The sequence below is a fragment of the Lysinibacillus louembei genome, assembly GCF_033880585.1.
Classification (GTDB): Bacteria; Bacillota; Bacilli; order Bacillales_A; family Planococcaceae; genus Metasolibacillus; species Metasolibacillus louembei.
Genome location: NZ_CP137624.1, coordinates 1,584,777 through 1,610,307, shown reverse-complemented (window position 1 = coordinate 1,610,307; position 25,531 = coordinate 1,584,777). Strand labels below are relative to the sequence as shown.

The following is a 25,531-nucleotide window of genomic DNA, read 5'->3' as shown; positions in this document are numbered from 1 at the left end:
AAAATGTTCTTCCATATAGTTGAAAAAAGCTTACAATGATTTTACAAACGTAAGGCTGCTCAGAAAGTCTTACTTTCCAAACAGCCTCTTAGTCATTATGCTTGTATAGGTTTTTTATTGCGCAAGGCAATCAATGCATTTGCTTCTTTAAATGTTACAAACTTTTTGCTATCTGAATCATATAGCTTAAAGCGAATTGACTCTAAGCTCGTTTTTAATGTAATCGTCGTTGCATGCTGCAATGGCTTTACATTTTCATGCGCTGCTTCTAAATGATAGTTCGGGATACGCGGTGATAAATGATGCACATGGTGGAAGCCAATATTTCCTGTAATCCATTGTAGCACTTTTGGTAGCTTATAATATGAGCTTCCTTCTACTGCTGCTTTTACATAATCCCAATCCTCTTCATATTCAAAATACGAATCTTCGTACGTATGCTGAATATAAAATAACCAAATCCCTAGAGAGCCAGCGATAAATAATGTTACACCATAAACAAGTAAAAACGCTTGCCAGCCGAAAGCATAAATTAAAATTGCACAAATTGCAATTAATACAAGTGTCGTTAAATGTGTATTGATACGCTCTTTCTTTTTTGCATCACTGCGATTAAAACGATTTAACACTAACACCATGTAAAGTGGTCCTAAACCGAACATGACAATCGGATTGCGGTATAAGCGGTAACCGATACGACCTAGCTTTGACTTCTCTACATATTCCTCTACTGTTAACATATCGATATCACCGATACCACGCTTATCTAAGTTCGAGCTTGTCGCATGATGGATTGTATGCTCACGTTTCCATTTTTCATATGGGAAAGATGTTAATGTGCCCGTAATAAAGCCAACAATATTGTTCGCTGTTTTATTTTTGAAAAATGAGCCGTGCGTGCAATCATGGAAAATAATAAACGTGCGTACTAAAAAGCCTGCCGCAAAAACGCTACATGCAACGCTTAGCCAAGGTGAATATTGCATCACATAAAATGCGAGTGCCCACAATGCAATCATTGGCAAAAGCGTATTAATAAGCTGTTGAATACTTTTTCTCATTTCAGACTTTGCAAATGGAGCAACATCTTTTCGGAGCTGCTTTGTTTTTTCAGCATCGATATGTGCCATGTAAAAATCCCTACCTTCGTTCAATTTATTAACTTCATATTAAACAATTAAACGAATGACAAGTAGACTTAAATATCATGATTTTTTTATGACAACTGTCATATGACTAGGTGCTAAATTAGGGAGAAATGTAAGAAAAATGGGCGAAATCATGATGCTTTTATAAATCTAACTGATAAAATGACACATCCAACCAGCGCTCAAATTTATAGCCTGCATTGCGAATTGTCCCGCTATAAGTGAAGCCTAGCTTTTCATGCGAAAGTATACTCGCCTCATTTTCAGCATCAATGACAGCAATCATCGTTTTTAATTTTTGTGTCTTTGCTTCTGCAATTAATGCATGCATTAGCTTCGTCGCAATTCCTTTGCGATGATGCTTCTTATGTACATAAACAGAATGCTCAACCGTATACGCATAGCCCGGATAGGCACGATATGGTCCATATGTGGCATAGCCTGCTACTCGTTCATTCTCCTCATAAATAAAAATCGGCTCGTTTGCCGCTTGCTTCGCCTTAAACCAAGCTAATCTTTGCTCCAACGTTTGTGGCTCATATAAATAAACTGCTGTAGTCGTTAAAATCGCATCATTAAAAATTTCAAGCATCCCTGCAACATCTTCTTTTACCGCTCTGCGAATCATTGGCGATTCCTCCTTTTTATCAAATACTATACTTATAGATATTTGTTTTCAATCAAAACTTACAGAGAAAAATATTGGATTTTAAAGGATATCCAACCATTTATATAGAAAATAATTATTGATACATAATTAAATGGAGAGTGAGCTATGAAAAAATATCATTCTAGTATTATGATTCGTCTATTTGGCGATACATTTTTTTCAATCAACTCAATGCCTCTGTCGACATTGATATTTATAATTTGTGCGCAGAATAAGAAAAGAACCTGAAAAGTAGCATACTATACTGCTTTTCAGGCTCTTTCGTCTTATTTATACATTAAAATATCTCGCATTTGGATGTGCAAAGACAATTGCGGATACGCTCGCCTCAGGCTCCATCATAAAGCCATCCGTTAGCTGTACGCCAATTTCCTCTGGCTTCAATAAGCCGAATAGTTTTTCTTGATCCTCTAAATTCGGACAAGCTGGGTAGCCAAAGCTGAAGCGTTGTCCTTGGTATTTTGCTGCAAAGCGGTCACGCATCGTGAAATCTGTTGCATCTGGGAAGCCCCATTGGTCGCGAATTTCTTGGTGAATACGCTCCGCAAAGCCTTCCGCCAATTCTAGCGCTGTCGCTTGTAGTGCATGACTTTCTAAGAAGCGACCTTGCTCCTTCAATTCACGGGCTTTATCACTAACACCATGACCGGCCGTGACAACCATTAATGCAATATAATCCATTTCACCGCTATCTACTGTTTTCAAGAAGTCTGCTAAGCATAAATATGGCTCTACTTGCTGACGCGGGAATGTGAAGCGTTCAATTTCTGTTTTTGCATCATCTGGACTGTACACGATGACATCATCACCATCCGCTTGTGCTGGGAAAAATTGATACATGCCTGATGGCTGGAATGTGTCGCTCTGTAAATAGCCTGTTACAAGCTCATGTAGCTCAATCGCACGGCTATCACCTTCCTCTAAAAACTTATCAACATTGCCCTTTAAGCCAAGGTGGTGCCCGATTAATGTACGTAAATTTACATATGGCTGTAAATGTGACACAGCATAATTACGCTTAATGCGACGTGTTAAATCTTTTGGTACAAATACAGATGCATCCTCCACTGTGCGAGCAGGCTTTACTAGTGGCTCTGCCTTCGGTTTAGCTGCACGTTTTTCATCCGCCTCTAAACGCTTTTCACGCGCATCGCGAAGTTCTTCTAACAGCCCTTCCCGTTCTGCCTTATTCATTAAACGATTGGCAAAATCTAAGCCTTGCATTGCGTCCTTTGAATAAATAACAGGACCATCATATTCCGCAGCAATTTTCGTTTCTGTAAAGCGACGCGATAATGCCGCACCGCCTACTAAAATCGGGATATCAATACCTGCCTCCTTAAAATCTTGCGCTGTTAATACCATTTGCTGTGCTGATTTTACAAGCAAGCCTGATAAACCAACGAAATCAGGTTGCTCCTTGCGAATCGCTTCAATTAACTCAGTTGGTGTTACTTTAATACCCAGATCCACTACTTTATAGCCGTTATTACTTAAAATAATGTCTACGAGGTTTTTCCCGATATCATGCACATCACCTTTTACTGTCGCTAACACTAATTTCCCTTTGTTTGCGGAGTCATCATTTTTCTCCATAAATTGCTCTAAATGAGCAACAGCAGCCTTCATAACACCTGCTGATTGCAACACTTCTGCTACAATTAACTGGTTATCATTAAATAGACGACCTACTTCCGCCATCCCTGCCATTAATGGTCCATTAATAATATCAAGAGGGGTATCGAACATTTCCATCGCCGCATTTAAATCCTCTACTAAGCCTTCCTTCGTACCTTCTAAAATGTAGTACGCTAATCGACCTTCTACTGTTTTTGGGATGTCCGCCTCTGTTTTTTCCTTTTTCTTATCGCGATAAAAATCGGTAAAGACTGCTAGCGTTTCATCGTTTGTCTTAAAAATTAAATCATTGGCAAGCTTAATTTCATCTTCTGGAATGGATGCATAGCGCTCTAGCTTTTCAGTATTGACAATTGCATAGTCAAGACCTGCCTGTGTACAGTGATATAAATACACTGCATTTAATACTTCACGACCAACTGGTGGCAAGCCAAACGAGACGTTACTTACACCAAGCACCGTTAAAACACCTGGCAATTTCGTTTTAATAAGGCGAATCCCCTCAATTGTTTCCTCTGCTGCACCAATATACTGCTCGTCCCCTGTGCCAACTGGGAACATTAGTGGGTCAAAAATAATATCCTCTGGCGAAATGCCCCATTTTTCTGTTAACAGCTTATAAGAGCGCTCTGCTACTTCTAATTTACGTTCGCGTGTAACTGCCATCCCTTGTTCATCAATTGTTCCAACAACAATGGAAGCTCCGTATTTTTTAACAAGTGGCATTACCGCATCAAAGCGTTCCTCGCCATCCTCTAAGTTAATCGAGTTAATGATGGCCTTTCCTTGCGAAAATTTCAGCGCCTCTTCCATTACTTTTTCATCTGTCGAGTCAATTACAAGCGGAACCTTTACTTTTTTCACAACCTCCTGCATAAAGTTCTGCATATCGGCTACTTCATCACGGTCAGGGTTCGCTAAGCAAATATCGATAACATGTGCACCGCTTTTCACCTGTGCACGTGCGATTTCCGCTGCTTCTTCAAATTTGCCATCAATAATTAAGTTTTTGAATTTACGTGAGCCGATAACATTTGTACGCTCACCAATAAATAATGGGCGCATTGACTCATCATATTGCAATGGCTCAATGCCAGATACCATATGCTCTCCACTTGCTTGCTGTGGCTGACGTGGTGTATGTCCGTCTACCGCTTCTCGAATTGCCGCAATATGCGCAGGTGTTGTTCCACAGCAGCCGCCAACAATATTTAACCAGCCTTTTTCTGCAAAGCCTTGTAGCTTTTTCGATAAAGATTCTGGTGTTTCATGGTAACAGCCATTTTCATCAGGTAGCCCTGCATTTGGATAACAGCTTACATAGCTTGTGCTTAGTTCAGATAATGAACGAATGTGGTCTGTCATAAACTCTGGGCCTGTTGCACAGTTTAAGCCGATTGATAATGGCTGGACATGCTCAATTGAAATATAAAAGGCTTCAATCGACTGTCCTGCTAGCGTTGTACCCATCGGTTCAATCGTACCTGAAATCATAATTGGTAGCTCTTTCCCCAAATCAGTAAAAGCACGTTTAATACCAATTGTCGCTGCTTTGACGTTCAGCATATCCTGGCTCGTTTCAAGCAAAATTAAGTCTGCGCCCGCTTCTACAAGTGCATGTGCTTGTACATAGAAGTTTTCCTCTAATTCATCAAAGGTAATACCACCCGTTACCGACAACGTTTTCGTCGTTGGTCCAATAGCACCTGCTACGAAGCGTGGCCATTCTGGTGTTGAAATTTTTGCAGCCTCTTCCTTGGCTATTTCTACAGCACGCTTATTAATTTCAATTGCCTTATGCCCTAAATCGTATTCATTCAATACGAGCGGTGTCCCACCGAATGTATTTGTACAAATAATATCTGCGCCCGCTTCTAAATAGGCACGATGTATTTTGTGCAAAACGTCTGGACGTGTCAGTACAAGGTTCTCGTTACAGCCATCCAGCTCCTCACCACCAAAATCGTCATATGTTAAATTTTCATTTTGTAGCATCGTTCCCATTGCGCCATCAATGATTAAAATGCGCTTTGCTAACTGTTCTTCAATTGGGTGATTAAACATTTGCTTTGACTCCTTTTTGTGCATCAAATTGCTTCACATAGTCCATTAATTGTCGTGTCATATCGTAGCGTAAAAATGGTGTAATTAAATAAATACCATTGAAATATTCGCATGCTGTATCGAGTAATTCCTGTGCAATAGCAATACCCTCAGCCGTTGCTTTTTCCTTATCATCCCCGCAAGCTTCCATACGTGCTAATGCATCATCAGATAATTTAATACCTGGCACCTCATGATGTAAAAACTCTGCGCTTCTAAAGCTTGTTAATGGCATGATACCGATATAAATTGGTGTGTCTAAATGCTTTGTTGCCTCATATATTTCAACGATTTTTTCTTTCGTATAAACAGGCTGTGTAATAAAATAATCTGCACCATGCTCAATTTTTTTCTCTAAACGGCTTACCGCACGATCTAATACACGCACATTTGGGTTAAATGCCGCAGCAACAGAGAAGTTCGCCTGCTTGCGCAATGATTTCCCTGAGAAGGAAATGCCTTCGTTTAATTTTTTAATTAAAGTAATTAGCTCCATTGAGGATACATCATAAACGCTTGTTGCTCCTGGGAAATCTCCTACCTTTGTCGGGTCACCTGTCACAACTAAAATATCATTTAAATCCAAGGCATCTAAGCCCATTAAATGCGACTGTAAGCCAATTAAATTACGATCACGGCATGTTAAATGAGGCAATGCACGAACACCATGCTGCAATTTTAAAATCGAAGCCATCGCAATATTGCTAATACGTGGGGAGGCAAGTGAATTATCTGCCATCATAATGACATCAGCCCCTGCTTCATACAGCTCCTTCGCCCCCTTCACAAAGCCATCGATTTCTAAATGACGTGGTGTGTCTAACTCAACAATAACAGAACGGCCTCGCTTCGCCTTGATATGTAACGGCTCTTCAACTGGTGGCTCTGGCACACGTACAAACTCTGCACTTCTAGGCTTAATTTCCTTTTCAGTCAGTGGCTTAACACCTGCTAGACGTTTTTTCACTGCTTCAATATGCTTTGGTGTTGTACCGCAGCAACCACCAATCAAACGCACTCCTTGCCCAACTAGCTCCACCGCTGCACGTGCAAAGTAATCAGCCTCTGATTCATAGACAACACGACCATCTTCTACATCTAATAAAGAAGCGTTCGGATATGCTGAAAGAAAGGCATGCTTCGGTAGCTCCACCGTTTCCATTGCTTGAATCGAATGATACGGACCTAAGCGACAGTTCATGCCAACAACATCTGCACCGAGTGCATCTAGCTCCGTTAATGCATCATTTAAGCTCATGCCATTTTGTAAAATGCCTGGCTCATGCATCGACACTTGTGCCACAATGACTTTATCTGTTAATGGCCGCAGCATTTGAACCGTTGCAGATAGCTCTTCGAAATCATAATATGTTTCAAGCAATAGCCCATCTACGCCACCTGCTAATAAGCTCTCTGCCTGCTCACGAATCGCTAATAAAATTTCCTCTAATGTCGCATCACTTTTACGGATTCCACGCACACCACCAATTGTCCCAAGCACAAATTGCTCACCTTTACCAACTGCTGCCTTTGCTAGCCTAACTGCAGCCGCATTAAATTCCTGCACGCGATTCTCATAGCCATAGCGTGCTAATTTAATAGCATTTGCCCCATATGTATTCGTTTGAATGACATCAGCTCCTGCCGCAATATATTCACCATGAATCTTCTCTACAATCTCAGGTTTTGTAACATTCATTTCTTCATGGCAATAATCCAATCCATATGAATAAAGCAGTGTTCCAATCGCCCCATCTGCTGTTAATACTCTTGCCTGTAATGCTTCACGTAGTCCCATCTTTCATCCTCGCTCTCGCTTAATATAATCAATTACGCCTCGTCGTAATTGGGTACGGATTAATCCGTGACATCTGCCAGAGGCTGTATTATTCAACAGGTATTGCTGAATAATAATAAAAAGCCTCCTTTATTTAAATATAAAGAAGGCTCTACTCGTTCGTATCGTTCCTTCTCATCTGTCGGCATACACCTGCTGGATTTAGCACCTGACATGTTTGTTGGTTGCTGAAGCTTCATCGGGCCAGTCCCTCTGCTTCTCTCGATAAGAAATTGAATGCATATTAAATTCTTATTGTTCATTATAGAGTAGTCGATGCCATTTGAGAAGTGTTTTTTACTAATCAGAAGAAATATCTACTTCTCTCAAGAATAATATCAAGTAATCTAGAAAATAAAACTAAAAAAATCAGTGGGCAATCACTTCATTCCCACTGATTTTTTCACTATTTAATAATGTAGTGCACGATATAAAAATGCAACAAGCTGAGCCCTCGTTATCGGAGAATTTGGATAAAAATAGCCATTATCCCCCAATGTAATCCCTGCTCTTTCTAGTGCTGCAATATAACCTGCACTCCAATGTTTGCTAGAAACATCCTTGAATGAGCTTGTGCCTTCAGGCGTAAGCTGTAGCACACTCACTAAAATTTTGGCTACTTGCGCTCGTGTAATTGATTCTTTCGGATTGAATAACCCATTTTCTCCATCTACAATACCCGCTTGTTGTAACATCATAATTGCTTCATAGTATGGATTCTCCAACGATACATCTGAAAAATTTTCTGATGTGCGTATTTGCTTCAATGTAAAGGCTCGCGCAACAAGTGCTGCAACATGCTGACGGTTAATTGGCTCATTTGGACGGAAGGAACCATCCTCGTAGCCTTTAATTATGCCTTGAGCTGTCAGTTCAGTAATCATTTCCTTCGCCCAATGCTGTTCCACATCGTTAAAAGGAACACTTGGTTGAGGCGTTACAGGTTGCTTGATTTCCTCCCACTTCGCATATAAGGTCATATTCGCTATTACACGTGTTTCATCTGACCATTTCTTTGTTAATTCTTGATCTTGATACCAACCTAAAAACTCAAACCCCTCTTTTTTTGGTAGAGGTAAATCACGAATAGTTGTATTGTAAGTAATCTCTATTGTATCTAATATTGTCCCTCCGCCTATATCAAAGGCAATCTTAATCTTTGTTGGAGTGGGGACCTCAGGCGTTGATGGTCCAGTAGTACCCTCACCGCCAGTTGGTGGTGGGTTTACGGCCCACTTTGCATACAAAATCATATCTTCTGCCACTGTGTCTAGTACAAAATTCCATGGCAAATTTAGTCCACTATCTTTATACCAACCGACAAATGTATGCTCTGCTTTTGTTGGATTTGCCGGTTGCTTCAATTTGTCACCATAATGAACAATTTCTGTGTTTATTGCCGTCCCACCGTTTGTATTAAATGTGACTTTATATGAATTTACAGCCCATTTTGCATATAGTGTTGTATTCTCTGTTACTATATCTGTGGCGAAGTCCCATTCACTATTCAATGTACTGTCTTTATACCAGCCAACAAATGTATGCTCTGCTTTTGTTGGAGGTGTTGGCGGATTCATCTTGTTACCATAGTTGACTGTTTCTGTAGTAATTGCTGTTCCACCATTTGTATCAAATGCAATTGTATACGAATTCGCCTGCCATTTTGCATATAATATTGTAGGCTCAGTCACTACATCTGTAGCAAAGTCCCATTCTATGTTCAATCCACTATCCTTATACCACCCAACAAACGTATGTCCTACCTTTGTTGGGTCTGTAGGTTGTTGTATTTGATCTCCATATTGTACTGTTTCTGTATTAATCGTTGTACCACCATTTGTATTAAATGTAACTGTATATGGGTTTGTTGACCACTTCGCATAAAGTATCATATCTTCTGTCACTACATCTGTGGCAAAGTTCCATTCTGTATCAAGCGTTACTTCTTTATACCAGCCGACAAATGTATATCCTTCTTTTACTGGGTTAAGTGGTTTGCTCATTATCTCTCCATATAAAACTATTGCTGTATCAACTGTTGTTCCGCCATTTGTTTCAAATGTCACGATATGTGGGTTTGCTTCCCATTTTGCATATAAGGTCATATCTTCTAATACTATATCTGTGTCAAAATTCCATTCCGTATTTAAACCGCTATCCTTATACCAGCCAGCAAATGTATGTCCTACTTTCATTGGATCTGCCGGCTTATTCACTTTCTGTCCGTCTATTATGACTACAGTAGTTGGATCTATCATGCTACCGCCATTTAAATTAAAAGTCACTGTATGCTCAATTAATGGATTTACTTTGATTTCTGCTACATTACTATACTCGCTAGCATTTTTATTCCCATTAACACTATTATTTATATTTATCACAGCCACATAATAATAGGATGTACCTTCCGTATCAGTAGGTACTTCATAGGTTGCATCGTTTGCCCCATCAATTGGTATACCTGAAAGTGTATTATTCCCCGTATTTCTAAACCATTGATAGTGTAATTGTCCATTATCACTAATTGTAGCTCCTACACTTAATACTACATAGTCTCCTTTATATACTATTTCACTTACTGGTTGTATCTGAATAACAGGGGTTGCTGCATTCACTAATGGATTTATCGTAATACTTACTTGGAAGCTTTCACTTAAACCTCCATCAGCTGTAATAGTCACCGTTTCTGTATACGTTCCCGCTGGTAAGCCCACTTTCGGAAATACCTGCATTACTGCTGATTCCACACCGTCATCAAGTGTATCAGGCTGTACTGTACCTGTCATAAAGCTACTGTTTACTCCACCACTGAAGCTCACAGCTAGATTTTCAATTGCTCCTATCCCAACTTTCGTTAATGTCACACTTCTCTTTAATGCATCCCTTTGTGAAGTTGTATATCCTACAGTTAATGGCGTAAATGCCCAGGTACCTGTTTCTGAAACGGTAAATGTCGGTGGGTCATGTACAATAACACGCACCGCATTGCTCGTTGTTGTTGCTGTTTGTGTGCCATTCACACTGTTATTAGTATTTGTAATTATTACATAATAATAGGTAGTACCAACTACATTCGTTGGTACTGTGTAGGTTGCACTTGTCGCACCAACAATCGCTGTACCCCCGCTATTGTTGTTCGTTGTTTGGCTGTACCATTGATAGCTTAAAGCACCTCCATCTGCTACTGTTGCTGCTACATTAAGGGTTCTAGCCCCATTCACAAGTATCGTTTGATGACTTGACTGTGTCATAATTGTTGGTGTTGCTGCATTCACTAATGGATTGACCGTTAAAGTAGCTGCATTTGAATTGACTGTTCCATTAATTACTACTCGGTACAAGTAGCTGTTCATTGATACAGATACATTAGAAACTTGCAATGTCGCAGTCATCGCTCCACTATACATCGCATTATCTGTAATATTCTGATAGCCAGAGCCTGTATTTACTTGCCATTGATAAGCGGTTGCATTCGTCGCAGCTACGGTAAAGCTTGCATTTTGTCCTGCAACAATCATCTGATTAGATGGGTGTTCTGAAATTGACGGTGGTCCTGTTGTTCCCACATCGTACAAATTAAGCTTATTTGTCGCAGTATTATAAAAACCAAAACCTGAGTCATAGCCAGCAAATATCAAGGGCTCCACTGAGTAGTACAACCCTAAATTGTGATTAATAACCGTGGTTGTATCACGTTGTGTCCAATCCTTTACTAGTGTCCCATCTGCACTATAATGTTTCGTGTAAAGATATGTGGAATTTCCTTGTGTGGAAGTATCATAAACAAGGAATTCTCCATTTTTTAAAGCAACTGCTCCTCCTTGATTATCCTGATAAACTAAGTCAGAGGATATAGTCTTTTGAACTTGCCCTTGCGAATTTATAATATCCATACTTAATGTAGTATTTGTTCGGAAAAACACGCCAAAATGACCATTTTTCAAACCAATATTATATGATGACGCATTAGAAGGCTTTGGAGCTAAATAAAAGTGATGTACGCCATTAGTTAGCCTTCGTGTGCCATCATCATCATACATCGCACCGATATAATTATTGTTTTGATAAATATCATAGGTAATCAGAAACTGTCCTTGATCATTGGCAGACAATGAATGTGTGTACGTTGAATTATGTGGGAAGCTGTCTTGTCTCGTTCCGCCTTTTTCAACAGAGGTAGGTGAAGTTAAAGCATTCCCAGCAGCATTAAAAATACGATACAAATACTCATCACCTGTATTTTGCCACATAAAAGCAAGGTTTCCATTAGATAGCTCAGTCATTCCTGTATAACAGTTATAAGGTGCGGATGCTGTACTAATATCTGTCGCTGTTTTAATAGCTGTACCATCTTTCGCAACAATTACAAATTGGAAGGCTCCACCGCATCCATTACTTGTACCTTCCCATGTAATAACCGTCCTACCACCAGCAATTGCATAGGCATTAGCCCCAGAAACATTGGTAGCACGTGCACCCATCATGTCACTAACACTAATATCAGATAATACTGCCCCTGTAATACTAAATACCTTATAGCGCACCTTGATGGTATTCCAATCATCATCACTTGTTGAGTATAAGATTCCTGTATTTCCTTCAGCTAACCCAACTACTTTCATAACCCAAGTATTTTCAATTGAATCTACAATATTATCAATTACAATTGGGGTCGTATCACTTGCTGCAACATATGATGGTATTGGGACATTCATAAATAGCATACATACAACAAGTAAATAAATAAAGCCCTTTTTCTTTCCCATATTTAAATCCCTCCTTAACATTTTTATTGTTCAAACTTTTAGTGGTCACATCTAACAGCACACTTTTTTCGATTATATATGATGAAGGTTAAATTTAAGTTAAAAAAAATCAATATAAAAAATTTTTAACATTTCTATTTCTTCTACTTGATTTATCATCTAAGCTTTTTGCATACCTTATCCTTAAATTAAAAAAGCGCAAGAAGTCAATTTAACACTACTGACCTCTTACACTTTTTAATGTTTTAAACCATTTCTCTTTATATTAATGCTAGAGCCTTTCCTGCTATCACCCGACCATTTTGAATACATGCGCCAATCCCTACACCATAATACGAGCAGCCAGCTAATAGCACGTTTGGATAATACTCAGTCATTTTCTGCTCCACTGCTTGCAAAGCATCGCGATGTGCGAGGTCATAGCGTGGCATTTTATTGATCCATTTAGTAATGTTGATGACAATTGGCTTGTCCTCAATATTTAAGCTTAGCTTAATATCTTGTAAAGCAATTTCTGTTAACTGCTCATCCGACATTGCCACAAGCTCCTCATAGCGCGGGTTGCTATCTTTATAAAATAGACGTACTAGCAGGTTACCATTTGCGGAAGTATGCGCCCATTTACGGCTCGTCCAAGTTGATGCATTGCATAACAAATCGCTATTATGCGAAACGATAAAGCCTGTTCCATCCGCAGGCAGTACCGAATCTGACACATGAAAGCCTGCATATAATGTAAGAGCTGAGCCATTTGTAAATTGCTCGAAATGTGGAGCAAGCTCCTCCTTTACTAACAGGTGCTTTACCGTTTCATTCGGCACAGCTAAGACGATAATATCCGCCTCGACCGCTTCTCCGTTGCTTAACGCAATCGTATAACGTGCATCAGCCTGTGCAATAGCTGTTACATTGATACCTTTTTTAAATTCCACCTGTGTTAAACTTTTTTCAATATGATAAATAAAATCTGACATGCCTTTTTGGAATGAAATAAACTTTTTATCTGCCGCCTTTTCAAATTGCTCACGATGTGCCTTGAAGCCAGCCATGATGCTACCGTAGTTATTTTTATAGTCAACTAAATAAGGGAGTGTTGATGCAACTGATAATTCATATAAATTGCCTGAATAAACGCCTGCTAGCACTGGTGCAATTTGCTTATGCACGATTCCTTCACCTAAAAAATACTCTAAAAACTCACCAATTGAGCTTTCCTTCGTAAAACGGTCATTCGGTATTTCTGCATCCTGTAACACCCGTTGCTTCTCTTCAGCAGTTAATAAAGTACTCGCCATCAATGATTCCTCACTCATCGGAATGCCGAATGTCGAGCCTGCTGGAATGGCATGCAATTCATTGTTTGTATGAATATAAGAGATGCCTGTTGCATTATATACGAGCTCATCTTCGAACTGCACTTCATGCACTAAATCAAGCACTCCTGGATGGCGTGCCACAATCGAATCTGCGCCTGTTTCCATAATAAATTCCCCGATTTGCTGTGAACGAATTTTTCCACCTAGCTCCTGATTTCCTTCGATAAGAATAAGCTTTGCATCAATATTTTGCTGCGCTATATAATGCATTGTCGAAAGCCCTGTAATGCCTCCACCAATCACTACGATTGTTTTCATGATCCTCTCTCCTTGCGAAACATCCATTTCTTTCATTGTACTTTATATTATTAGCTTGTTCTGTGACAAAATAGCTACGATTATTTCGCGCTGCGATCAAACATGCCAATAACCTCTGTCGTTTGCAATATATTAACAAAAGCTTCTGCATCAGCCTGCTTAATAATGTGCCGAACTTCAGCAAGCTGATAACGAGTAATAACGGTCATCAACACTTTGCGCCCTTCACCTGAATAAGCACCTTCTGCATCCATAATTGTGACACCGCGATATAAATTCGTTAGTAGCTGCTCCTTCATTTCCTCTCCCTTGCTCGTAATAATCATTAGCGTTAGCTTAATATGACTTGTATGAACAGTGTCAACTACCTTACCTGTTGCATATATAGAGACGAGCGTTAGCAATGCTGCATCCCAGCTAAAAATAAAGCCTGAAAAAGCAACAACTATACCATTCATTGCAGAAATCAGGACGCCAAGCGGGAAATCGCGCTTGCGGCTTAAAAGCATTGCTACAATATCGAAGCCCCCTGATGACCCAGATGCTCTAAAAATCAAACCAACACCAAGCCCAACAATGACCCCTCCAAATAAAGATGCCAAAATAGGGTCCTCTGTCGCCTTATGTATTGGAATAACATACAAGCTAACAGATAAGACAACAACCGATAAAATCGTATAGCTAATAAATCGCTTCCCTAGCTTAATTACCCCTAAAATCAGTAACGGCAAGTTGAGTAGTAAATTTAATATCCCCGTATTAATTGGCGTCACAATCCCAAGCAAAATCGCAATCCCGCTTAAGCCTCCACTTAATATTTCATGTGGGATTAACAAAAAATTATAAGCAAACGCTACTAATATGGATGCACCTAAAATCATCACAATGTTTTTCATAACATGTTCTCCTGTTCACAGTTAATCTCTTTATACTATAATATACGTGAAATCCAACATAAAAAAGCTGAAGTGTTAGAAAAAGTTTTGCTTTTCCAACATCCTCAGCTTTTCGGTAAGTATTTATACTAAATCCTTCGCAACTGTTGCTAATGAATCTACAGAGTATGACACTTCGTTAAATGTCGATCCTAAATCGTCTATTACTTGACCAATCACATGTACTTCTTGACCAACTAAGCTATTTTTTTGTTGCTGCTCTTCCATCGCTGATAAAATTTGCGTAAATCTTTGGGCAGTTGTTGCTAAGCCTTGCTCCCCTAAGGATACTGCTGTTTGTATACGTTGCATAGAGTTTAGTAATTTTTCAGTTTGAATATTTGAGCTTTGTAGTAAAGTAGCTACATTTTTAGTAGATTGCTTTGTCTGTTCCGACAAATTTCGCACTTCACCTGCAACAATGCTAAACCCTTTACCTGCCTCGCCTGCACGTGCCGCTTCTATCGCAGCATTTAAGGACAGCAAATTAGTTTGGTCAGCAATGTTTGTTACAATCGCGATAATGCCTTCCATTTCCTTTGAAATCGCTACAAGCTCATTCACATCTCCTGCAATTTCCTCAACGGAGTGAATAATTTGCTCCATTTGCTGTAGCGATTGTTTAATTTGAATGTTCCCCTCTTGCGCTCGGTTTTTTGCCTCGCTTGAAATTTGTAAAGCTTCCTCAGCATAATGTACAACGTCTTCTGATTGCTGATGCAATTGATGAACAGATGCGGAGGTTTGCTCCGAAATAGCTACTAAATTTTCTGTAGCTCCAATAATTTGTTGGCTAATATATTGCTTTTGTTCCTCATGTCTAAGCTTGGCCTTTTGTACAACATTTTCAAACTCTTCTAACACAATTTGTTGCTCAAAGTTTAATATTTTTGAAATTGCACGTAATGTAGCAAACTGATTTTCAGGATGTTCAATTTTTTGTTGTACAATTTCCATTAAACTTATAAACAAATTTTGGAATGCTCCAATATAATATTTAGTTGGTAAGCCAATATGCACATGTACTTGGGCAATTCGTTGTCGTGTTAAAAAAAACTGCTCATCAATTTGACCGTTGAACATTTCTCCAATATGTTTTTTGAGTGTCGTTTTTAATCGCTCTATAGAACTATGATCATCAATAATTTTCATTAAGCTTGTTTCCATACCAATTGAACGATAAAAATGACCTACGATTTCCTCAATGTTTTGCTCTACATACGGTTGGAAAGCTTTTAAAAACTTCAAATCACTCTCTGTCATTTGCAACATTTCAATTTGCTTTGCAATTGTAGTATCCATACGCATTTCTACAGAAAGATTATCAAGATGTATGCGCTCCATCTTTTCTTTTTTTCTCATAAACATAGCAACACCCATTTCTATAAAATTATTGTATTTTATCGATGTTTTCTCTTAATAGGTGAATTTCTACTTGTAAAGATGTTGAACGTTTATCAAAATAATAAATTCTCTCCATTGCTCGGTTAGGCTTCGTATAGTCTATTGATGTCATTTCTACTACATCTTCACAATATAAACGTAAAGTGCGAACACCCGCCTCCATCTTTCTCACTTCTTTACTGTATGTGATGATGCTACTATCCGTAATTTGACCTTTTTTCAGATGGCGTCTATTCGTAAAAATAAGCTGATCTAGATGCTGAAAGCGCTGCTGTTGTCTTTTCTGCATTTGCATGAGCATATGCATGTTTTGCTGTTGATTCTGATTGTAAATGCTTTGTTCCAGTATTCTTAACTGTTCAATAACTGTACATAAGGACGTAATATCCTCTTGCTGCTCTAGCAAAATTCTTTGTAAATCACGTAAGTTTTGATTTTCGCTGCCTTTTTGTAATGGTAATTGCTCGCTCATCCTTATCACATCCACATCATCTTATTTTTTATTGCTCTATTTTGAAACAGGACTTTCACGTAGGAAAGATTGCTGAATCAAGTTCAAACGACAATCACTTCAAAAAAACACACTTTTATAGTTTATTTCACATTTTTATGATTTTTTAAACATTTGGCAATAATAATTATAAATTTTCAGTATATTATACCCTTTCCAAAACAACCAATAAATAGGTATATAGAATCAACAAATATATACAACGACGATCCTATTTCACTAGTAGATATCATTAAAATTGGCTATTGCAATTTTTGATTTATAGACTGCTTCCATTTTTGTGCTTCATCCTTATTTCGTTCAACAAGTATGCCATTTTCATAATGTTGCACAAGCTGCCATTTTGCTGATGTATCACCTAATAAAGCAGCTCTTTTAAAGTAATGCATCGCTTTTACGCCATCTTGCATACGGTACTGCGGCTCTGCAAAAATATAGCCTAAATTAAACAATGCATCGACATGATGTTGCTGGGCGGCCATTTCAAAAAAGATAATCGCCTTTTGTAAATTTTGCTGGTGTCCAAGTAAGCCTTCTAAATAAATCATCCCTACCTGATATTGTGCCTCTACATATCCGCCATTTGCCGAGCTTATGTAGTAGTGCAATGCGCTCACTTCATTCACTTCCTGCCCTAGACCTTGCTCACACATAATGCCTAGCGTAAACATTGCCTCTACTACCCCTGCCTCTGCCGCCTTCATAAACCAATAAAATGCTAGTCGTTCATTTGTTGCTACTCCTTCGCCATTCAAATACATGTCAGCTAAATTATTGGCAGCATCCGCATGATGTTGCAGTGCAGCTTTTTCGTAATAGTAGAAGGCTTTCTCTTCATTGCCTTCCATAAAATAATGATTGGCAAGCGCATATTGCGCCTCTGCCTCATCATCTATTCGCTGAAGCCAAAACAGCCTTTCACTATGCCAAGCATTATTTTCACATAGCTCAATCAGCTTATAAATTGCAGGTCGTTCACCACGCTCTCCCATCTCTAATTGCTCCAGGCAATATGCACGCTCTTCAGCTGGTAATTCAGCTAATAATTGCAACAAATCACTCACCTCATTTATTTTGCTCTTTTATTAATGTTTCGATTAAAAAGTCTTTAAAATCATTTGCCGCTGGTGAAATATAGCGGTTTTTCACCCAAGAAAGCCCAATTTTCCGAAAGCAAGCTGGCTCACTTATTCTAAGTTTTTTAACATTAAATTGATCTAGGCCTTTAATATTTGGAATTAATGATACGCCAAGGCCTGAGCCAACAAACCCTGCTACAGTATGCATCTCCTCTGCTGAGAAGGTCGTATTTGTTGTAACCCCTACAGACTCAAATAATGTATCCACCATTTGGCGTAGCGAATTGCCTCGCTTAATTGAAATAAACGGATCATCCTTAATTTCCACTAGCTGAATATATTCGCGCTCTGCTAAAGGATGATTTTCTGGCACAATGACAAAAAGCTCCTCTGTCCACAGTTCTACCCAATTAATATCTAGCAGCTTCGATTCGATTTTTTGTGATAAGCATAAATCAATATCTCCATCCTCTAAAAGCTTTAATAAACGCAGCGAAGTCGACTGTGTCAATGTAAATTGCATATGCGGATATCTTTCTGACATACGTGCCATCAGGTCAGGAACGACTTCCATTCCAAGCGTATGTATAAATCCAAAAGAAACCTCACCATAGCCTGGTCTCGTAATTTCAGCAAACTCCTGCATGACTTTACTATGCTCAGCTAAAATAATATCTACACTTTCCAAAAATAATGCGCCATAGCGATTTAAAAAAATGGAACGTCCCTGCCTGTCAAATAACGGCACCCCTAATTCTTGCTCAATATTCGCAATCGACTTGCTCAAGGCTGGCTGGGAAATGTTTAATTGCTCCGCTGCCTGTGTCATATGCTGCAATGTCGCAACTAGTTTAAAATAATGTAATTGTTGAATTTCCACTTGATCGCTCCTTTTTAATAACTAAATGGAATTGAAATGATAGAAATAATAAATTGTATTTATATTTTTTCGTGACTATAATAATTTTAACAACATTGCATAGCAAAAAATAAACATAATTACAATGATTAAAATACATTTTTCTTAAAACTGTCATATTTATAAAGGAGATTTTATGATGAAAATTGTTGCACCAAAACCTTTCACAATCGAGGCAGGTAATCGCGCAGTATTATTATTACACGGTTTCACAGGAAATACGAATGATGTTAAACGCCTTGGTCGTTATTTATCAGACCGTAACTATACAGTTCATGCACCATTATATAAAGGGCATGGTAGTGATCCATCGACATTAATTCAAACAAACCCTAAAGAATGGTGGGATAGCGTAATCGAGGGCTATGACACTTTACGCAGTCTAGGCTATGAGGAAATTGCTGTAGCAGGCGTTTCACTTGGTGGTATTTTTTCTTTAAAGCTTGGAGCTGAGCGCCCAACAAAGGCTATCGTTGCTATGAGTGCACCAGCGATTGCCAAAAATACAGATAGCCTTCAAAATCGTGTTATTGACTATACGATTAATTATAAAAAATTATCAGGTACATTTGATGAAACGACTGATAATCGATCAACGATTGCTAAGGCGGTCAAAATGCCATCACTGGAATATTTACAGGGCATGATTAATGATACAAGTGCAAAGCTAGACAATATTCAAGCACCCGTCCATATTTTACGTGGCTTACAGGATGATGAATATTATTGCGAAAGCGCAGACCTTATTTATAGCTCTGTGAAATCTCGCATTAAATCAGTTAAAACATTTGTAAATTCTGGTCATATTTTAACACTAGGGCAAGAGCGAGAGCTTGTGTTCGAGGAAGTATATCGCTTTTTCGAAGGATTAAAGTGGCAATAATCAATTATGCTTTGGCGTAATTGCGTCGAAGGCTTTGAGCAACCACTGAATGAAAAGTAATCTAAGTATTTATCGCACCTAGGCATTTTCTACTGAACCACAACAAAGGCTGTTTGAAAGTATCTTATCTACTTTCAAACAGCCTTCCCTTTATTCAAATATTGCTGAGTAGATAAACTCTGTAATAATTTGTGCCGCTTGTGCGCGTGTCACTTCATTTTTCGGTGCAAAAATCCCGTTATCAACACCTTCATCAATACCTAAATCATATAGCAATGTAATCGCCTTCTGTGTTTCTTCATCGTATTTTTTAATATCTTTAAATGGCGCTATTTCCTTCGGCTCATATGATGCTTCAAACACATATTCATATAAGCGTGCAACCATTAATGCCATTTGTGCACGTGTTATCTTCTCCTCTGGCTTGAAAGCATTGCCATTACCTTTAATAATACCTGCCTCATATGCTACAGCAATTTGCTGCTGTGTTTCTTCGGCATAGCTAGTAATATCTTTAAATGGTGCAAGCTGTGTTGCTTCATTGCCAATAACACGTCCTAGAATTGTGGCAACATGTACACGCTTCAATGGTTGGTCTGGCTTAAATGAGCCGTCCTCATAGCCACCCATTATACCAGTCATAGCCATAAAGCCGATATACTCCTCAGCCCAATGACCTTCCGTATCCGTAAATGTTACATATTCCATATCCTCATAACTAGATGCATCTTCATAGAAATTATAATAAATTTCTGTCAAAAATAAATCTGCCACTAATTTATAGCCAGCTTCACTTAAATGGATATTTTGCGGATTCGGTATATACGTTTGGAAGTCCTCTGCAATATATAGAGCTGTTTCTACAAAAACCGCATTATGAGTATAGGCAGTATCTTGAATAATTTTATTAATGGCTGATACAAGCGCATCTAATTGGACTTGCAAATTTTTATCTAAATAAGGAAACGGATTATAATAGCCCATAATTAATACAGTAGCATCTGGGTTAATTGCTGCGATTTCTTTTAAAATTGCCTCATAATTTTTCCCTAGCTGCTGAATGCCTGTGAACGCACCATTTAAATCAAATGCTAACGTCTCTTTATTAAAATGTTTAAGTATATCGTTAGCGCCTGCACTAATTGTAATCACTTCTGCATTCGCAATTGCATCACGTATTGCTGCTGATTCACTTTGTAGTCCATCTATGTTGTAAATAGGCTTTGTTACATTGTTTTTAATGTCGTTTAATACATCTAATGTCGTATACCCTGGATAGGAAAATCCTTTATTATACGAGCTTACATTATATTCCTCAGACATGCTCATTGCTAAAAAGTCTGCATAACTAAGCCCAAGCTCACCAGTTTCTTGAATACCTGCTGCAAGTGAATCACCTAATGCTAAGTAATCAATACCTTCTCCTTCTTGTGCACTTACTGACATCGGTAAAACTAATTGTAATACTAAAAATAAAATGGCAACTAGTTTAAAACCTTTCATTCTAGCAATCTCCCCTTTAATCGATTAGTAAACGTAAGCGCCAACAGCTTGACCACGTTTTTATTAGTATACAATATTGCCAATGTTTGAACACTCGATTTATTATAATTTCCTTGCTATTCTTTTAGATACGAATCGATTGTCCTGTAACTTTTCGCTAGAATAATGCTATATAACTAGGCAAAATATAAATCGGGCTATCTAAAAAGAGATTATCCTTTTAGATAGCCCTCGCTTATATACTAAATATTTGCTAAAACTATTGCTCTTTTGCATTATCTTTTAACAATATTAAAATTATCCTCTAACAACAGCCAATTTTGTGGGAATGGCAATCCTAAGCGCCAGTATGCAATTCCACGTATTTGGAGCTTTTTCATTAAATCAAACTTTGCCTGAATCGACCTTGCATCCTCAAACCAAACAACATGCTGCTGCCCTTGCTGATCGACATAATAGAAATACGGAGCTTGTGCCGTTGTATCATATTGGATTGCTGCATGATAGCGGTTTGCAAGTTCAATGGCTCTTTGTGGGCTTAATGCCGTCGCTCTCGTTTGCCCTTGTACAAAAGGCAACGGCCAGTCATAGCCATATAAATTTTGCCCCATCATAATTTTGCTGGCAGGCATTTTCGTTAACGCATAATTTAAAACGCGCTCCACTTCATTAATAGGAGAAACAGCCATTGGAGGCCCTGAAATGTAGCCCCATTCATAGGTCATCAGCACAACAAAATCTACAACTTCACCAATCGCTCCATAATCGTGTGCCACCTGCCATGCCCCTTGTGCCTCATCACTCGCCTTTGGAGCAAGCGCTGCCGATACAAAATAGCCTGCTGGATGAAACTTTTCACCTGCGCGTTGTAAAAACTGTACATATGCTTCACGCTGACTTGCAGGTAGTGCTTCAAAATCAAAATGAATATCTCTCACATTGCCAATTCGATTCGCTTCTGCTAACACATTATTTAACAGACGTTCCTGCACCGCGCTACTTTGCAAAATATCCTGTGCCAGCTCTCCGCTAAAATTGCCCTCCTCTAAATTGGTCACAACGAGCGACATCATCGTACCTGCTTGTCGTGCAATTGCTGGTAATTCCCCTGATGGCGGAACTTTCAACGAACCATCTCGTTTGGCCTCAAAGCTGAATAAAGCTAAATATGTCAAATATGGACTAGCCTCACGTGCCTGATTTAACACCGCCTCACTTACTGTATCTCCTCTAGGCTCAATATAAGCAAGTGCTTCTGCGTTACTTTTCACTGTTGGTGGAATATATAGGCGAAGACCTACTGATAATGTTTGATAAGGATTAATTCCATTAATTTGTGCTAAGGTTAAATAATTCATTTGAAACCTTTGTGCAATCGACCATAAACTATCCCCTGCCCGCACCGTATAAAAATTCCCATAAATCGGTACAACTAATGCCTGCCCTATAACAAGCTGATCCGGCTCTGGAATTTGATTTGCCTGCACAATTACGTCAACTGTCGTTCCATAGCCTTGTGCGATGCTCCACAAGCTTTCTCCTGCCCTTACGACATGAATTTGAATAATAGCTCCTCCTATCAATCCTTAATGCTAGTGGTAGTTTATGATAGTTAGCCGATTTTCATGTGTCCATGATTACTTTTTCGCTAATTGGGTAATAAATATAATAAGTTCATGAAGAAAGTGAGGAAATTATATGAGGAAAGTAATAAAGTGGTTGTTTATTCCATTAAGCATCTTTTTACTAGCAGCATGCAATAGCGATAAGGTAACGGAAGTACCTGTCACAACACCAAGTAATCCAGATAGTGCAGCAAATGAAAATCAGCCAACTGCTAGCTTAGCCTTTACAAAATTCTCCTTAGAAGTGTCATATGGCTTAACAGAAAAATACGAGGCTGATTATGAAAATGATAACGAAGGAATTGAGGCCGAAATTGATGATAAGGTAAATGGTGAAAAGCTAAAAGGAAATGATGCTTATGCAAAGCTGGAGCCTTTACTGCAAAAGCTAACATTTGATGCAACAACAGATAATGCCACAATTGCTGCTGAAGTTTTAGATGCATTTGGATTATCTACAGACTATACAGAGTTTGAGCTTGAAGTACGTTTTACAGATGGTACACAAAAAGAATTCAAGTTGAATCAATAAAAAGCATAAGTAAGAATTAATGCGCTCCTGCAATAAGTTCATTGCAGGAGCACATGTGTTTATTATATATTAAGGGCTTTTTAGTAGCACTATAAAATATAGTGAATTTAGACCATTCCAAAAAGGAAACATTTGTTCTAAAATAAAAATAACTTAAACCTAGGGGGCATCATATGACAAATCAATCGACTTTGCAGCTACCACAAGAATTCGAGCAATACCGCTCTATTATTGAAAACACAATTCAGCCTGTTGTACGCATTAACACAATTGAACGCCAAACATCTTTATTTGAAAGCAAATTTGAAGGAAATCCTTATTTTCCGTTAACAATGGAATATCCTAAAAATGAACAAGGACAACCGTTAAAATTGTTAGCACAAATCAATTTTGCAGATGTACCAAGGCATCTTTCTAACTTCCCTACTGAAGGTATTTTGCAATTTTATATTGATGGCTATGATGACGTTTTAGGAATGGATTTTGATAATGGAAAAAATCAAGCTGGATTTCGTGTGATTTTTCATGAGCAAATCATTCAAGATGAATCGCAACTAGTACAAGATTTTTCTTTTGTTGAGTTAAAGGATGAAGAATTGTATTTCCCAGTCGAAAAAGAAATGGCGCTTTCCTTTGAAACAGATTTTGAACCGTTGATGATTGATGATTTCCGTAGCAATGACGTCTATGCAGCTATTAAAGAAGATGTGGAGGAGGACGCTGAGCTTGAAGATCAATTTTACGATACATTTAGCGGAACTGGTCATAAAATAGGGGGCTATCCTTTCTTTACACAGGAGGATCCTCGTGCATATGGTGACTACACTGATTCTACAATTTTATTACTACAAGTTGATAGTGTTGGTGAACATATTATGTGGGGAGATGTTGGCGTTGGGAACTTCTTCATTACAGAAGACGAATTAAAACGCAAAGATTTTAGCAATGTGCTTTATAATTGGGATTGTCATTAAAAATAAACGACCCTATAAACACATAAAAAATTGTTTATAGGGTCTCCTGCTTACTCCATGTATGGAATTTCTTCTATTGCAAGATTAATTGGCGTTACATAATCTTTCGTATGGTAGCGTGCAGTTTCTGACGTTTTTGGCTTTATGCATATCATATCCTTTTGAAGCATGACAGTAGATGCTAAAAAATAAATATCCTCGTACATGTTTAACTCTAAAAATGCCTTTTTTCTTTTTACAGCCTGTTGTAAATCATGATATTCAATGATTGCTTTTGATTTCGCATTATTTGGATGTATTTGATAAGTAATCATTATTTTATATTTTTTCGTTTCCTTTGTTAGGTGAGTAATCTCCACTTCACTTCCTAGCTGTAATAAGAGCTGATGTGTGCTTATTACTAAATCCGCTTGCTCAGCATTATGCGCAATTTCCAGCAGCACCTTTGCCACTAGCTCTAAAATATAGACCTCTTTTTCCTTTACTGATTTATAGTTAAAAGAATCAATTGCTACCCCAACATAATAACATTTGACTCGCTTATCAATCTGCCGCTCTGCCTCTCGTACCACTTGCTCTCCAAGAAGTGGTGTCATCACAATATATACATGATCAAACTCACCAGTTATAAAGTTTTGTTCTCTAAGCTTTCTAGCGAATCTAGTACAAATCAAATGCACTTCTTTTTCAATTGCGTATATTTTTCCAGCATAATCAGGAAAAGACCGAGTATTTTCTAATTCCTCAAATAATCTTATGTCTATTATTCTTTTCTCTGCCATAGCTACGAAACTCCTTACTTAGTGATGTTCTAAGTTATTAATAATCCCGTAATATATTAAATCCTCGTACTTGCCATCCTTTACGATATGATCCTTTAATACACCTTCTTGCTCCATCCCAATCTTCTCCATTACTTTTCCTGAAGCAGGGTTTGTTGCAAAATATCTCGCAAACACTTTGTGCAGCTTTTTTTCTTCAAATGCAAATTGCACGATTGCCTTTGCTGCCTCTGTAGCATAGCCTTTTCCCCAATACGGCTCACCAATCCAATAAGCAAGCTCTCCTTGATTAAAGTGTTTATTGTGCGATAAAGCAATTGCTCCGTATAGCACGTTTGTTTCTCTATCCGTTACGGCCAATTCGTAGGAACGGCCTTCTACAAAATTTTCATAGTGATATTCTATCCAGTTTAACGCATCCTCTAGCTTATATGGATGCGGCAAATATAAGGTGCTTTTATAAATATTATAGTTATTGCAAAGCGTTGCTACTGCTTCTGCATCTGTTTTTTGAAACAATCGAAGAATAAGTCTATCTGTTGTAATAGCCATTTTTTCTTTGTCGTATTTCATAGAAATCCCCCTCAT

The 25,531-nt window shown here is 38.4% G+C and carries 18 protein-coding genes and 1 riboswitch; of the genes, 3 read left to right on the top strand and 15 right to left on the bottom strand.

All coding sequences use genetic code 11. The annotated features are described in order from the left end of the window. Positions 1-95 precede the first annotated feature (95 nt). The 11 genes from desA to R6U77_RS07935 all read right to left on the bottom strand — a co-directional run bounded on the left by desA (position 96) and on the right by R6U77_RS07935 (position 18,605). A complete protein-coding gene (desA, locus tag R6U77_RS07985) occupies positions 96-1,130 on the bottom strand; it encodes a Delta(5) desaturase DesA (protein WP_293927691.1) in 1,035 nt (344 codons plus the stop codon). A 160-nt stretch (positions 1,131-1,290) separates the two neighbouring features. Further along, positions 1,291-1,776, bottom strand: coding sequence for a GNAT family N-acetyltransferase (locus tag R6U77_RS07980; protein ID WP_319838073.1), 486 nt, complete (start codon positions 1,774-1,776; stop codon positions 1,291-1,293). A gap of 312 nt (positions 1,777-2,088) precedes the next feature. Then, complete coding sequence (metH, locus tag R6U77_RS07975; protein WP_319838072.1) at positions 2,089-5,520, bottom strand: methionine synthase; 3,432 nt, start codon at positions 5,518-5,520, stop codon at positions 2,089-2,091. Next, on the bottom strand, positions 5,513-7,357 hold the full coding sequence (locus R6U77_RS07970; protein ID WP_319838071.1) for a bifunctional homocysteine S-methyltransferase/methylenetetrahydrofolate reductase: 1,845 nt from the start codon (positions 7,355-7,357) through the stop codon (positions 5,513-5,515). Before R6U77_RS07970 ends, metH begins: the two co-directional genes overlap by 8 nt. Before the next feature lie 171 nt (positions 7,358-7,528). After that, positions 7,529-7,628, bottom strand: a riboswitch (SAM riboswitch). Between the two features lie 178 nt (positions 7,629-7,806). Next, positions 7,807-12,162, bottom strand: a complete 4,356-nt coding sequence (locus R6U77_RS07965; RefSeq protein WP_319838070.1) for an InlB B-repeat-containing protein — start codon at positions 12,160-12,162, stop codon at positions 7,807-7,809. 260 nt (positions 12,163-12,422) lie between these two features. Next, positions 12,423-13,796, bottom strand: a complete 1,374-nt coding sequence (hemG, locus tag R6U77_RS07960) for a protoporphyrinogen oxidase (RefSeq protein WP_319838069.1) — start codon at positions 13,794-13,796, stop codon at positions 12,423-12,425. A gap of 80 nt (positions 13,797-13,876) precedes the next feature. Then, positions 13,877-14,692, bottom strand: coding sequence for a YitT family protein (locus R6U77_RS07955; protein ID WP_319838068.1), 816 nt, complete (start codon positions 14,690-14,692; stop codon positions 13,877-13,879). 123 nt (positions 14,693-14,815) lie between these two features. Beyond that, complete coding sequence (locus R6U77_RS07950) at positions 14,816-16,093, bottom strand: globin-coupled sensor protein (protein WP_319838067.1); 1,278 nt, start codon at positions 16,091-16,093, stop codon at positions 14,816-14,818. Between the two features lie 28 nt (positions 16,094-16,121). Further along, positions 16,122-16,607 carry a chemotaxis protein gene (locus R6U77_RS07945; protein WP_319838066.1) on the bottom strand — a complete coding sequence of 162 codons (486 nt, stop codon included), beginning with the start codon at positions 16,605-16,607 and terminating at the stop codon, positions 16,122-16,124. Between the two features lie 281 nt (positions 16,608-16,888). Beyond that, entirely contained in the window at positions 16,889-17,701 is an 813-nt protein-coding gene (locus tag R6U77_RS07940; RefSeq protein ID WP_319838065.1) for a tetratricopeptide repeat protein, read from the bottom strand. A gap of 10 nt (positions 17,702-17,711) precedes the next feature. Further along, on the bottom strand, positions 17,712-18,605 hold the full coding sequence (locus R6U77_RS07935; protein WP_319838064.1) for a LysR family transcriptional regulator: 894 nt from the start codon (positions 18,603-18,605) through the stop codon (positions 17,712-17,714). A 178-nt stretch (positions 18,606-18,783) separates the two neighbouring features. Here R6U77_RS07935 and R6U77_RS07930 point away from each other — a divergent pair, with 178 nt between their 5' ends. Next, on the top strand, positions 18,784-19,527 hold the full coding sequence (locus tag R6U77_RS07930; RefSeq protein WP_319838063.1) for an alpha/beta hydrolase: 744 nt from the start codon (positions 18,784-18,786) through the stop codon (positions 19,525-19,527). 150 nt (positions 19,528-19,677) lie between these two features. Here R6U77_RS07930 and R6U77_RS07925 read toward each other — a convergent pair whose 3' ends face one another. Beyond that, positions 19,678-21,030: an S-layer homology domain-containing protein gene (locus R6U77_RS07925; RefSeq protein ID WP_319838062.1), complete on the bottom strand. Its 1,353-nt coding sequence runs from the start codon at positions 21,028-21,030 to the stop codon at positions 19,678-19,680. Between the two features lie 275 nt (positions 21,031-21,305). Beyond that, positions 21,306-22,562, bottom strand: coding sequence for a glycoside hydrolase family 18 protein (locus tag R6U77_RS07920; RefSeq protein WP_406601085.1), 1,257 nt, complete (start codon positions 22,560-22,562; stop codon positions 21,306-21,308). Positions 22,563-22,728: 166 nt separating this feature from the next. On the opposite strand from R6U77_RS07920, the gene R6U77_RS07915 reads away from it, so the two are divergent. Next, complete coding sequence (locus tag R6U77_RS07915; protein WP_319838061.1) at positions 22,729-23,187, top strand: YusW family protein; 459 nt, start codon at positions 22,729-22,731, stop codon at positions 23,185-23,187. Between the two features lie 173 nt (positions 23,188-23,360). Beyond that, entirely contained in the window at positions 23,361-24,161 is an 801-nt protein-coding gene (locus tag R6U77_RS07910) for a YwqG family protein (protein WP_319838060.1), read from the top strand. A 50-nt stretch (positions 24,162-24,211) separates the two neighbouring features. Here R6U77_RS07910 and R6U77_RS07905 read toward each other — a convergent pair whose 3' ends face one another. Both R6U77_RS07905 and R6U77_RS07900 read right to left on the bottom strand, forming a co-directional pair. After that, positions 24,212-24,943, bottom strand: coding sequence for a hypothetical protein (locus tag R6U77_RS07905; RefSeq protein WP_319838059.1), 732 nt, complete (start codon positions 24,941-24,943; stop codon positions 24,212-24,214). An 18-nt stretch (positions 24,944-24,961) separates the two neighbouring features. Continuing rightward, positions 24,962-25,516: a GNAT family N-acetyltransferase gene (locus tag R6U77_RS07900; RefSeq protein WP_319838058.1), complete on the bottom strand. Its 555-nt coding sequence runs from the start codon at positions 25,514-25,516 to the stop codon at positions 24,962-24,964. Between the last annotated feature and the right edge of the window lie 15 nt (positions 25,517-25,531).

Bases quoted from the DNA above. Each gene is read 5' to 3' on its own strand.
- desA (WP_293927691.1), bottom strand. From the start codon at position 1,130: ATGGCACATATCGATGCTGAAAAAACAAAGCAGCTCCGAAAAGATGTT.
- R6U77_RS07980 (WP_319838073.1), bottom strand. From the start codon at position 1,776: ATGATTCGCAGAGCGGTAAAAGAAGATGTTGCAGGGATGCTTGAAATT.
- metH (WP_319838072.1), bottom strand. From the start codon at position 5,520: ATGTTTAATCACCCAATTGAAGAACAGTTAGCAAAGCGCATTTTAATC.
- R6U77_RS07970 (WP_319838071.1), bottom strand. From the start codon at position 7,357: ATGGGACTACGTGAAGCATTACAGGCAAGAGTATTAACAGCAGATGGG.
- R6U77_RS07965 (WP_319838070.1), bottom strand. From the start codon at position 12,162: ATGGGAAAGAAAAAGGGCTTTATTTATTTACTTGTTGTATGTATGCTA.
- hemG (WP_319838069.1), bottom strand. From the start codon at position 13,796: ATGAAAACAATCGTAGTGATTGGTGGAGGCATTACAGGGCTTTCGACA.
- R6U77_RS07955 (WP_319838068.1), bottom strand. From the start codon at position 14,692: ATGAAAAACATTGTGATGATTTTAGGTGCATCCATATTAGTAGCGTTT.
- R6U77_RS07950 (WP_319838067.1), bottom strand. From the start codon at position 16,093: ATGAGAAAAAAAGAAAAGATGGAGCGCATACATCTTGATAATCTTTCT.
- R6U77_RS07945 (WP_319838066.1), bottom strand. From the start codon at position 16,607: ATGAGCGAGCAATTACCATTACAAAAAGGCAGCGAAAATCAAAACTTA.
- R6U77_RS07930 (WP_319838063.1), top strand. From the start codon at position 18,784: ATGAAAATTGTTGCACCAAAACCTTTCACAATCGAGGCAGGTAATCGC.
- R6U77_RS07925 (WP_319838062.1), bottom strand. From the start codon at position 21,030: ATGAAAGGTTTTAAACTAGTTGCCATTTTATTTTTAGTATTACAATTA.
- R6U77_RS07915 (WP_319838061.1), top strand. From the start codon at position 22,729: ATGAGGAAAGTAATAAAGTGGTTGTTTATTCCATTAAGCATCTTTTTA.
- R6U77_RS07910 (WP_319838060.1), top strand. From the start codon at position 23,361: ATGACAAATCAATCGACTTTGCAGCTACCACAAGAATTCGAGCAATAC.
- R6U77_RS07905 (WP_319838059.1), bottom strand. From the start codon at position 24,943: ATGGCAGAGAAAAGAATAATAGACATAAGATTATTTGAGGAATTAGAA.
- R6U77_RS07900 (WP_319838058.1), bottom strand. From the start codon at position 25,516: ATGAAATACGACAAAGAAAAAATGGCTATTACAACAGATAGACTTATT.